Origin of the sequence: Acidisphaera sp. L21, from assembly GCF_009765685.1 — a bacterium.
In the GTDB taxonomy this organism is placed as follows: Bacteria; Pseudomonadota; Alphaproteobacteria; order Acetobacterales; family Acetobacteraceae; genus LMUY01.
Map to the genome: position 1 here is coordinate 1 of NZ_LMUY01000083.1, position 9,798 is coordinate 9,798.

A 9,798-nucleotide genomic window follows, 5' to 3' on the forward strand; every position below is an offset into this window, starting at 1 on the left:
GCCAACTCCCTGCCATCGTGATAGAGGCGCTGCAATCGCTGCCGGTCGATGGGTCGTGGGCACCTGCTGCTGGCGCACACAGCGTCATCATCAACGACCTGCTGGACGAGGGCTCCATGCTGGTCGAGGAAGAGGAATTGTCGGGCGATGATTACCTGCGTCCTTGGCGAGTGAGGCTCACGGATGCCGGGATCGCCTGCATCAGCTAGATTGCGCAAGCGGCGTTCTAGGATGGCCGACTTATTCCGGGTGCGTTGCCAGAACGAAGCTCTTCGCTGGTGTTGAGCGCCCCCGCTTGAGACGTAGCCTCTTCTCCATCCTCAACGTTGCTGGGCAAGCCGTGGGGTATGCAGGGCTGCTGCTGGGTATCGGGCTGGGCTATCTATTTTGGTATCCTATCATGTCGTTGCTCGCCGGCTCGTACATCTCGATTGCGAAACAGATAAGCTTCTCAGAGCGAAGCGTCGGTGTCGCTCATGATTACTCCATAGGCGAGGGGATGTTTTCATTCTTGTTCGACCTGTTCTGGATTTGCGCGCCGATCCTATTGGTCGTTGTCGCGGTCAAGGCGGGCAGGCGTCGAAGGCGACTGCAAGGCGATCAAAGATTGAGGGGCGATACCCGTCAGTCGCAAGTTCATCCGGCAGAACCAAAAGACCCTTTGGACTAACAGTCGCAGACAAGAGTGCGCACCGCCTCAGAACCCGTAAGCGATACCCCGTACGAACGCGTCAGTCTCCCGATCAGCTTCCCAGTTCCGGATCAGCCAAACCACGCCTTCCATAGCCCCAAACATCACCATGGCGGGTATCCCGCCGTTGGTGGGCATGGTCATGTAGATCAGCGTAGTGAGCGCCGTAGTGATTGTGTCACAGATACTCCAGCCACGATCCGCGCAACGCATGATCCTCTCCTTGGCCGGATCATCTCATGAATTAAGACCTTGTCAACCTTTTCTGGACGACGTGGGAAGGGGCTTGCTTGCAGGCGGCGGCTGCGCTGATGGCACGGTGATGAGCAACCAGCGGACGGTCACGCGGCTGGTGGATCGACCTTCGTGCCGTCCCAGAAGCGAAACTCAACGGTCTCGTCCGGCTCACCAAAGCGGCTCAGGTCATCTAGCACGTCAGCGAGGCTGTTTCCCTCATATACCGGCAGCCAGATGTTCCTTGGCTTGCCGGAGACGCGCCATACGGCAATGATCTGCCTACCTTCTACGATCTCGGTGACAAAACGGGCGATAGCCTCCTCTGCGGCGCACCCGAACAGTTCGGCTAGGATTTCGCCGTGGGTATGAGCCGGAAAGCCAGCGAACCCAACGATCAGATCGCCGGCCACGGATGTTACAGCGAGGCGAAGCTCTCCATCAGGACTAACTATCTCACGAGGACCCATGCCGTTCTCTATATCGGCGCGGCATGCCTGCAAAGTGCATCGGCTAGCCAGATAGGAGGTTGCCGTTGACGGATGCAGTTTCAAGGAAGGTGAACTTATGGCGACAGTGACAGTCACGGACCCTCTACTGAACTTTGCAGAAGACTGCCGCGCGTTATATTCCTGCGATGGACCGTGCTCAACTTCCATGGCGTGACTACGAACAATATGACAACTGGGACCGCATCGATCGAGGCGACAAGGGAGAGAGCCTTGGACAGTTGCACCCGAAAGGGAGCCTCTGATTGCCGTCTATACGCCGAAAACCTTACCGTCTCGGGTGGCGATCACGCTAGTTCGTCGCCTGCAATCGCACCAGCCACCCTGATTACAGGCTCTGGGTATGCGTTCGTTCCAGATGATCGCTTCCTCTGGTATGAAGCCTCCGCCGCCACGGGGATTATCGTCTGGGGTCACGGCTACGCTGGCGACGACGAGCGTGGTTCTCAACCACCGGCTTTTCTGCGAACGTTGAACAATGACGGCTACAGCGTGGTGCGGTTTGACCGTGAGCCGGGTGAGGACATCTGGGTAGATCGCCAAACGCAACACCTTCGCGACGGGCTGATTGAACTCCGCCGCCGTGGCTGGAAGCGGATTGTAGCCGGTGGCCAGTCACGAGGCGGATGGAATGCGTTTGGCATTGCTCAGGACGCCCGGCGTGGCTGACGTGATCGTCACCGCGTCCGCTGGGCCGGGCACCGGCACCGAGCTTACCACCCAGATCATGAAGGGTGAGACGATGCTCTACTCCCTACTGGATGACAGCCCGAAACAGTCCACAAGAGTTGCCTATATTCAGTTCGCCAATGACCCGTATGGAGGTAACAAGACCCACCGCGCAGACAGACTGGAGACCATGCTCCGGCCAAAGGTGGAATCGCTCCTGCTGATCGATCAGCCGGGAGGCTACACAGGGCATGGAGCGGCCTACACCGCGAAGTTCGCATATCAGTTTGGCGAATGCATCAAGCGGTTCGTGGAGAGTGCCGCGCCGTTGTCAGGGTGCTGATCAGGTGTCCTCTGCCACGGCTTTTTGCATTGGCAAGATCGCTTCAAGCGCCTTCATCGCCCGGCTCGGAAACTCACCAAAGGGGGGAATGAAATCACCCCAGTTTTTGGCATATTCCTCAGTGCCATGCTCGTCCAACACTGAGTTGGCCGCTTCCAATACTGCTCGCGCAAAATCGTCAGGTCTTGCCTCCGCTTCAAAGATTAGTGTCCCCTTTGCGTCCGATGCATGCGCTCCTATTTGGGGAAATGTCTTCACCCGTATGGGCATCATTTCACGCGTGTCCCACTCTCTTCCGAGAATGATCCGCGACTCAAATGGCTCTCCATCGAGCGATACAAAGGCGGAAGCCCCGCCTGTTGCCATGACCAAGGCCGCCCTAAGCAGGTCGCCAAGGGCATCTGTGCAGTAGCCAAACGGCCCGATCTTGATGGAGGATTGCGCCACGGTCAGGACAAGGCTCGCCCAACCGTTGGCGGAAAGCTGGTAGTCGAGGCTGACTAAAACGGTCATATCGCGACATATTCCGACATTACCTTTCCGAGCATCAGCCGCACCTTGCTGGCTTACGCCTAAAACGTCCCTTCGCATCGAGGACCATCATTCGTCTCAGCGGATCACCCGTGTATTCTGTTTCAGAGTGACGCCCGTGTCTATCAACTACGGTCACAACGACATATCGCTCAACTGGGTCAGCCTTGAATACAGCCGAGAATTCAGCGAACTCCTCAACGCAGGTGCCGTGCTTGTTACAAAAAGACTGAAATGCTGCCGAGTACAATGAGAACGCTTTAGCGAGCGACTGTGAGCCCTCGCCTTTTGTAATCCCACCAGTCAGTATGTTGATGGAGATAGAACCGACAGGGCTTCGGGCCGCTTCACCAAATACATCCATTGCGTAATAGCCGATCAGGAACCCCTGCCCACTGGCGATAGAATCGACGAGGTTGTGGGCAACTGCGCAAAGCTGATCATGCTTCATGATCGTATCCCATTGGACGCAAAGCCGTGATAGTCAGGCATGTCGTATGGCCGCCACACTCAGTGCCCAATGATACTCCATGCTTATCCAAGCCTACTCCTTTCGACCGTCAAGCAAGAGCGGCAACTCGTATCTCGCGTGGATGAGATACGGAGCCGAGGCGATGAATGCACGAGGCTGAGACAGATTTCGTGGTGATCCAAACCCACTGACGCTGGATCAAACTGTAAGCCGACAGCCTTGTTCACTCTTTCTAATCCGGCTTGGTCGTTTGAGTAGTGCTGACTAAGGTCCTGATCGTCATCCGCTTGCTCGCCCAAAACCGCCCGAAGGCTACCCAGATCGGGCACTTGAACCGTGCCTCATACACAGGGCACCACTGCTCTCGATCAAAGGTCTGAAGGATGAGATCGTTAACCATTTGACACCGGCTTAACCCTGCCATTGAGGAATTCGAATGCATTGTCTCGCCTCGATGTCGGACCAAAAGGGAATGTGACGGACCGGGCCGATCACGTGCCGGCGCTCGAACTCATTTCGAAAATACTCTTCGAGGTTTGAGCAATAGTAGATCGTGTCAAAACCGTGCATTGAAAAGATGGGATTGCCCGGTTCATCAGGCGTATCTGGGTTAAACCGGTGGCTGAGGAGCGGGATGAGACGTGGTGCCTTCGCCAGTGCGCTACGCAATACCTCCTCACGTTCGCGGGGGGCCTCGGGTCGGTCTCCCCAGTCGGGCCACCACATTCCATGCTCAACATCATGGTGCAGCATGAAGAATGGCCAGTTCAGCATCTCACGGATCGCGGCATTTTCGGTGGTCCAGTTGTAGCCGCGAATGGGCCGACGATCCAACAAGAGTGCAACCAGATCGGGTAGAAAGCGGAGCCCATAACGTTCTTGCGCCTGATCTAGCTCTGACGGCGAATATCCTGCTGCCCAATTGTCCATCCAAGCACTTTATCGCGTTCATGGGCCAATTCCGCTGGCTGGCCTAAAAAGGTCCCTCAATCGAAAAGCCAAAGTGCAGTGACTTCGCAGCGACGAACTCCTTTAGTGTTTCCACGTCCTGTATGTTGCTGCTGAAGTATAATGGCTTATAAAGCCGAGCCCTGCCCCTATAGAAGGCGTATATCTTCATTTCGGTTGGGCTGGGCCAATTCAGGGGGCTAGTTGTCACCATCACAACTACCCGACGAACTTCTGACCACGGTAATGTGGTCCAAGTCCAGCCGAATAGTTGCCATGAAATCAACGTCTCTGTGACTAAAATATTCGAACGACCTAAAAGTACGACGAGCGCTGAAAGTGAAAAGAAGCTTACCCAAGCCAACCCAAAGAGCAATCCGCTGACCGGCTGGCCTTGAACTGCCGCGATCAAGCCGCAGACGCCGCCAACCACAGTCAGTAGACCCGTGGAGAGAGTGAAGAACAGTCTCCCTGCTTTCGGATTGAAGACCATTTCCTCCTGCTCCTTCAAACCATGGCGTGAGGCGCTACACGGGTTGAAATGCGGGATCGTCGCCATGAATGACCTTGTAAACGGAGCGGCTGGCCGCTGTTCAGTTTGCGGAACTCTGCTGGTAATTAGGGCACGCGAGTATTAAAATGATCTTTAGTTCTGGGGCCAAAGATGCGGCCGCCTATTGCTAAAGCAAATGATCCGGCAACCGTTGCGGTGGACCGCCACACTATCACCCGAAAGCCGATCAGGCTATCGTGTCATCCGCGCCACCAAACTTCGCGCGCCAGTCCTGCTCCCACCAACGCACGGGCTTGCTTCGAGCGACCTTCTGCTTTCTTGCTTTGGGCGGCTTCACGGTCTTGGCGACAGCCTGTGGAGCCACGTCGGTCTTTGCAGCCTCTGCCAGTTGTTGCCGCAATTCTGAGATCGTCATCTGCGCGTGCTGTAGCCGGGTTTCCATGTCACGGAGCAGGCGGTGGGACGCTTCAAGGTCTTGCCGCGTCGAGTGATGGGCCGTGCGCTCAATCTCTAGTTGCCGACTACCTTCGTCAGTCGTCATAGAAAGTATGCCACCGCGCCTTTTTAGATTAACAACTTCCAATGTGATATTCTTCTGGCTGGAAATATCACACATACATGTGCAAGGAGGCGTGGAGGTCAACCCTCATAAGCAGTCGGCGGCTTTGCTTGATCTGTCAAAACGACGCCTTTATAGACGGGCATCCACCAGAGGAGGGCCGTATCATGGCCAAACATCTCGACGCCCCATTCTGCTTTCGAGACGCTTTCTAAACGACGGAGGGGCTTTCAACTCGGAGACCAGCGTCAAGCGTGGTTTGCGGGTTGTTCACGACGACAAGGAACTGGTCGAGAAGCTCGGCCGCAATGATCCCTGCGTATGCGGATCAGGGCGTAGGTTTCAAGGCGTGTTGCATCCAACGTGACACTTACAGCGCAACGTTCAGAAACGAGTATCGGCGGGAGTAGAGACCCTGTCTACTTCAGGGGCAAACGTGGTCGTAACTCTCGGGTCACGACCACGTCGCCCAAGCGGCTCCACAGATAAAGTCGAAGCTCTCAAAATTTACCCAAAGCCGCGTTTCTGGCTCCTGTCCCGATGTCGAACAATGTCAAAGGACACATCTTGCTTCTCCAATGCTTGGGCGATCACTGACAAGAGGGCCTCCGGCACTTCTGCGATCCTGAATGATTGCGAGTTGCATATGCGGAGGAACTCTAACATCGACGGGCGGCCAGTCGATAGTGATCCAAGGCCATTCAAGAAGTCTTCTGGCGTCTTGAGCGCGCTCAGCGAATGGAGGTGCTTCTCTAACGCGACGTAGAGAGCAATCGGGTCCGGAATTGGTGCATGGCAGTAGACAGACCTGTCGCAGGGCTGTGCCCATGGAACATCCACCAACCTGATTACCGTCAAGCCTTCTAGGTCCTCCTCCCACATTTGGCTGTCTTTGCAAAATGCAGTGACGTCAATCTTTCCGAAGGCCACATCTTCGAAGCAAAGGCATAGTTGGCCGGTGGAATGTGGGTCTTGGTCACCAAGCCGCCACGGATAGCCGCCTACTGTCATCTCTATTAAACCCGTCGAAATGACGACGCTTTCAATCCGGCTGGGATGCTGGATCGTGCGCTTCTCAAGAAGATCGCCTAACGGAGTGCGCATGGTGTCGTCGTCCAATGGCCGGCGCTATCCGGCGGGTTCAAGCTACCCTATTATAGCAGGTATGCAGTGTTTCTGCCGTTGCTCTGCCAAGTTAAACTCGTCTTTCATCGGCTGCCAGTCTTGACGATGGCAGCACAGAAGGGAAGCGTTAACGATGCTCTCGCAGAAGTATCAGCGAGTGGAAGCGGCGCGAAACCCCCTATCGGCTCCCAAGTGAGGCAGAGTGGGAATATGCCGCGCGGGCAGGCACGCAAAAGGCCCGTTGGTGGGGCGATGCCATCGGCTACAACCAAGCGCTTTGCGATGGGTGCAACATTCCTCCCTGTCCAGAGCCAATGGTGGTCAACGGTCTTCTAGTCTATCCATGCCGAAGCCGTCCCCCGCCTCAGCAAATTCGACACACCTTGCCTGTCGGGAGCTTTCCACCCAATCCGTTCGGGCTATACGATATGCTTGGCAATGTTGCCGTTCTTGCTGAGGATTGCTGGCACGGCGACTATGTTGGTGCTCCCAGCGATGATCGCGTCTGGAGCGGTGGTGACTGCCGCTACCGCCCCGGCCGGGGCGGTAGCTGGCTTGCTTCGGCTTGGGCTGTCCGAGCAGCAACGCGTGCACGTGCCACGATTGAGGAAACGTCGAACTATGCCGGCATCAGACTCGTAAAAGACCTTCCACTTGTCAAAGGTGGCGAGCGGCCGGCAGGTCAGCAATGAACGGACTGCTGGTGTTACTCACTGGGACGTAAAGTCACTTGCTCTTTGCCGGCGTGGGCGAGCTTGAGACGCATGACGCTGGATCGACGTGGAAGGTCGCATGACGTTCACCGTCTACGAAGCAGCCATTGGTCCATCGACCGTCCAAGGTGGTGCCGTCAGCCTTCCGGACAAGTCGCCCACTGCCGGCGGGGAACCCATTGTGCCACTCACCTTCATAGCGGTTTCCCTCTACATCGCTTGCCACGCCATGGCCTTCCGGTCGGCCGAGCCGGCTCTCTCCGTTGTAGCGGAGGCCCCACGGGGTGACGATGGAGACTGGGCCAGTGACAATGCCCTTGTTCCACTCGCTCTCAAGGCGGACGCCGTTAGCGTAATGGATAACCCCACGGCCGCCAAACTCGCCGCCTTGGAACGCGCCTTCGTAGCGATCTCCGGTTGGGAAGGTCAGGATGCCCTGTCTTGCACGATTGCCTTGCTTCCACTCGCAGTCGTATCGGGTCCCGCTGGCCTCAATCATCACGCCATGTCCTTTGTAGGTGCTTTGCTCCCATGTTGGCGTGGGCGGCTATAATGCGACATTGACGGATGGTTTGGGGTGAGGTGTCCTCACGCAGGTGCTCCACGTCAATCTGACTTTTGGAAACATCTTCGGCTAGGGCGGACGTACAGAGCGTCACTGCCGTCACAACGGATAGAGCGCCATTGCGGAGCGTTCTTCTGGAGGATCGGACCCTACTCATCCCTGACACAGCCTCTTTCCTCCACATCAGTCAAACTCAGTCGGCAGAGCGAAACCACGGTTATGGGCGAACATCCGTCGAAGCTGATGCGGCAATACCCGCCCGAAGGAGAGGTCCTCCGGCAACCCGTCCTCCGCAAACCATCCCACTTCTGATGTCTCCAAGCTCGTGCTGGCCGATCCACCGACAATATCGCAGACGAAGAAGAACTTGCAGCATGAGAACGCGCCGTTCGGATGCCCCTGCCGAGTTCGGTCCCAGACCGCCGCCAGCTTGCGGACGCTCACATCGAACCCGCTCTCCTCCCACATCTCCTTCACGACGTTCTCGGCCGCCGTGAGGTTTACGTCGGCCCATCCGCCGGGCAGGGTCCAGCGACCGCCGTCCATGACCTCCCGGACCATCAGGATACGGCCCTCGTCGTCGAAGGCGGCACCCCGCACGTCCACCTTGGGCGTGGCGTAGCCGGTCTCCTCAGCGAACAGCGCCTCTATGCGCTCGGCCGAGGTGGATGTATGAGCGGCCATGATCTTTGACGCGAGAGCCCGGAGCATCTCATAGCGCTCCCGGTCATAAGGGTCTTTGACGAATGTGAGCCCGGTCTGGGCGATGGCTTGAAGCTCACGGGTCCATGTCAGCCAGTCGGGCTCGGCCATCAGGTCAGGTCCTCAGTAGGTCGAAAGTTGAAGCGGTGCGGAGTGCGTATTTGAAGAAAGTGCTGTTTGTGTGTAGCAGAAATCGGTTGCGTAGCCCCACTGCGGAGGCTGTGTTCGCCCATCGAGCCGATCTCGAAGTGGCCTCTGCCGGCACGAACCACGACTCTGAGACCCTGCTGACACAAGACTTGGTCGAATGGGCTGACGTCCTCTTCGTCATGGAGAAGTCACATAGGACCAAGGTACAGAGGCGGTTCCGGACGGCGCTCAAGGGCAGGCGGGTAGTGTGTCTCGATATCCCCGACAACTACCAGTTCATGGACCCCGAACTGGTTCGTATCCTTGAGGCGAAGCTAGCCCGGCATTGTCCAGAGACCTGATCGTTCATGGTAATAAGCACGGGACGAATAGATGTTTTGCCTATGGCCCATAGTGAAGATGACGGTCGTCCCTGACGTAGGCATCAATGAACTGCTCGAAGCAGGTGGTATCGCGCGACAATCTGAGTGAGAAAATCCGACAATCAGGATGAGAAGAAGCGACCGCAACGGTACAATAATGTTCGTGTTGATTGACGCAGGCAAGTTCTAAGTTTGGTTTTGATTGTCGGGCGGCGACACTCCTTCGAGCTCCTTGATTGTCGCTTAATTTTGCGGCCGTCCAGCGCCCTTGTGTTTGCGTTCGAGAGCAACGCGCCTTCGGTAGCTGTCAACGTTGATCTCGAAGATGGTGGCGTGGTGGACGAGGCGATCGACGGCGGCTAACGTCATGGCGGGATCTGGAAAGACTTTCCCCCAAGCTCCAAAGGGCTGATTTGCCGTAATTAACGTGGATCGGCGTTCGTATCTGGCACTGATCAACTCGAAGAGGACGGAGGTTTCTGCCTGGTCCTTGCTGACATAGGCGAGGTCATCGAGGATCAGCAGGTGGAAGCGGTCGAGGCGGTTGATAGCGGCTTCCAAAGCAAGTTCTCGGCGCGCCACTTGGAGTTTCTGGACCAAGTCTGATGTGCGGGCGAACAGGACCCGCCAGCCATTTTCGACCAAGGCGAGGCCGATGGCAGACGCCAGATGATCTCCTACCGATTGCCAAGTGCTTTTTGCCGGTCAGGC

General features: G+C 56.7%; 15 protein-coding genes and 1 pseudogene. 6 read left to right on the top strand and 10 right to left on the bottom strand.

Annotated features, from left to right (window positions below; all coding sequences use genetic code 11):
- Positions 1-209: hypothetical protein (locus tag GSQ76_RS17495; RefSeq protein ID WP_158745428.1), on the top strand; the 209-nt coding region annotated here is incomplete at its 5' end.
- An 86-nt stretch (positions 210-295) separates the two neighbouring features.
- Entirely contained in the window at positions 296-670 is a 375-nt protein-coding gene (locus tag GSQ76_RS17500) for a hypothetical protein (protein WP_158745429.1), read from the top strand.
- Between the two features lie 362 nt (positions 671-1,032).
- Here the strand turns inward: GSQ76_RS17500 and GSQ76_RS17505 are convergent, their stop codons facing one another.
- Complete coding sequence (locus GSQ76_RS17505) at positions 1,033-1,338, bottom strand: hypothetical protein (RefSeq protein WP_158745430.1); 306 nt, start codon at positions 1,336-1,338, stop codon at positions 1,033-1,035.
- Between the two features lie 757 nt (positions 1,339-2,095).
- Between GSQ76_RS17505 and GSQ76_RS17510 the strand changes: the two genes are divergently transcribed.
- On the top strand, positions 2,096-2,446 hold the full coding sequence (locus GSQ76_RS17510) for a hypothetical protein (RefSeq protein ID WP_158745431.1): 351 nt from the start codon (positions 2,096-2,098) through the stop codon (positions 2,444-2,446).
- Here GSQ76_RS17510 and GSQ76_RS17515 read toward each other — a convergent pair whose 3' ends face one another.
- The 5 genes from GSQ76_RS17515 to GSQ76_RS17535 all read right to left on the bottom strand — a co-directional run bounded on the left by GSQ76_RS17515 (position 2,447) and on the right by GSQ76_RS17535 (position 5,452).
- Positions 2,447-2,959: a hypothetical protein gene (locus GSQ76_RS17515; protein ID WP_158745432.1), complete on the bottom strand. Its 513-nt coding sequence runs from the start codon at positions 2,957-2,959 to the stop codon at positions 2,447-2,449.
- 34 nt (positions 2,960-2,993) lie between these two features.
- Positions 2,994-3,428 (bottom strand): hypothetical protein, encoded by a 435-nt coding sequence (locus GSQ76_RS17520; RefSeq protein ID WP_158745433.1) that lies wholly within the window; start codon positions 3,426-3,428, stop codon positions 2,994-2,996.
- 432 nt (positions 3,429-3,860) lie between these two features.
- Entirely contained in the window at positions 3,861-4,379 is a 519-nt protein-coding gene (locus GSQ76_RS17525; RefSeq protein WP_158745434.1) for a hypothetical protein, read from the bottom strand.
- 43 nt (positions 4,380-4,422) lie between these two features.
- A complete protein-coding gene (locus GSQ76_RS17530; RefSeq protein WP_158745435.1) occupies positions 4,423-4,956 on the bottom strand; it encodes a hypothetical protein in 534 nt (177 codons plus the stop codon).
- A 181-nt stretch (positions 4,957-5,137) separates the two neighbouring features.
- Positions 5,138-5,452, bottom strand: a complete 315-nt coding sequence (locus tag GSQ76_RS17535; protein WP_158745436.1) for a hypothetical protein — start codon at positions 5,450-5,452, stop codon at positions 5,138-5,140.
- Between the two features lie 7 nt (positions 5,453-5,459).
- Between GSQ76_RS17535 and GSQ76_RS32740 the strand changes: the two genes are divergently transcribed.
- Entirely contained in the window at positions 5,460-5,837 is a 378-nt protein-coding gene (locus GSQ76_RS32740; protein ID WP_408836833.1) for a YecA family protein, read from the top strand.
- Positions 5,838-5,977: 140 nt separating this feature from the next.
- Here GSQ76_RS32740 and GSQ76_RS17545 read toward each other — a convergent pair whose 3' ends face one another.
- Positions 5,978-6,589 (bottom strand): hypothetical protein, encoded by a 612-nt coding sequence (locus tag GSQ76_RS17545; RefSeq protein ID WP_158745437.1) that lies wholly within the window; start codon positions 6,587-6,589, stop codon positions 5,978-5,980.
- Between the two features lie 155 nt (positions 6,590-6,744).
- On the opposite strand from GSQ76_RS17545, the gene GSQ76_RS17550 reads away from it, so the two are divergent.
- A complete protein-coding gene (locus GSQ76_RS17550; protein WP_158745441.1) occupies positions 6,745-7,287 on the top strand; it encodes an SUMF1/EgtB/PvdO family nonheme iron enzyme in 543 nt (180 codons plus the stop codon).
- 34 nt (positions 7,288-7,321) lie between these two features.
- Here GSQ76_RS17550 and GSQ76_RS17555 read toward each other — a convergent pair whose 3' ends face one another.
- Both GSQ76_RS17555 and GSQ76_RS17560 read right to left on the bottom strand, forming a co-directional pair.
- On the bottom strand, positions 7,322-7,807 hold the full coding sequence (locus GSQ76_RS17555; protein ID WP_158745438.1) for a hypothetical protein: 486 nt from the start codon (positions 7,805-7,807) through the stop codon (positions 7,322-7,324).
- A gap of 249 nt (positions 7,808-8,056) precedes the next feature.
- Complete coding sequence (locus tag GSQ76_RS17560) at positions 8,057-8,686, bottom strand: NUDIX hydrolase (RefSeq protein WP_158745439.1); 630 nt, start codon at positions 8,684-8,686, stop codon at positions 8,057-8,059.
- 59 nt (positions 8,687-8,745) lie between these two features.
- Here GSQ76_RS17560 and GSQ76_RS17565 point away from each other — a divergent pair, with 59 nt between their 5' ends.
- Positions 8,746-9,066 (top strand): low molecular weight protein tyrosine phosphatase family protein, encoded by a 321-nt coding sequence (locus tag GSQ76_RS17565; RefSeq protein ID WP_254070473.1) that lies wholly within the window; start codon positions 8,746-8,748, stop codon positions 9,064-9,066.
- A gap of 264 nt (positions 9,067-9,330) precedes the next feature.
- Here GSQ76_RS17565 and GSQ76_RS17570 read toward each other — a convergent pair.
- A pseudogene (locus GSQ76_RS17570) lies at positions 9,331-9,759 on the bottom strand (ATP-binding protein); the annotation flags it as partial.
- Positions 9,760-9,798 lie beyond the last annotated feature (39 nt).

Bases quoted from the DNA above. Each gene is read 5' to 3' on its own strand.
- GSQ76_RS17515 (WP_158745432.1), bottom strand. From the start codon at position 2,959: ATGACCGTTTTAGTCAGCCTCGACTACCAGCTTTCCGCCAACGGTTGG.
- GSQ76_RS17520 (WP_158745433.1), bottom strand. From the start codon at position 3,428: ATGAAGCATGATCAGCTTTGCGCAGTTGCCCACAACCTCGTCGATTCT.
- GSQ76_RS17525 (WP_158745434.1), bottom strand. From the start codon at position 4,379: ATGGACAATTGGGCAGCAGGATATTCGCCGTCAGAGCTAGATCAGGCG.
- GSQ76_RS17530 (WP_158745435.1), bottom strand. From the start codon at position 4,956: ATGGCGACGATCCCGCATTTCAACCCGTGTAGCGCCTCACGCCATGGT.
- GSQ76_RS17535 (WP_158745436.1), bottom strand. From the start codon at position 5,452: ATGACGACTGACGAAGGTAGTCGGCAACTAGAGATTGAGCGCACGGCC.
- GSQ76_RS32740 (WP_408836833.1), top strand. From the start codon at position 5,460: ATGCCACCGCGCCTTTTTAGATTAACAACTTCCAATGTGATATTCTTC.
- GSQ76_RS17555 (WP_158745438.1), bottom strand. From the start codon at position 7,807: ATGATTGAGGCCAGCGGGACCCGATACGACTGCGAGTGGAAGCAAGGC.
- GSQ76_RS17560 (WP_158745439.1), bottom strand. From the start codon at position 8,686: ATGGCCGAGCCCGACTGGCTGACATGGACCCGTGAGCTTCAAGCCATC.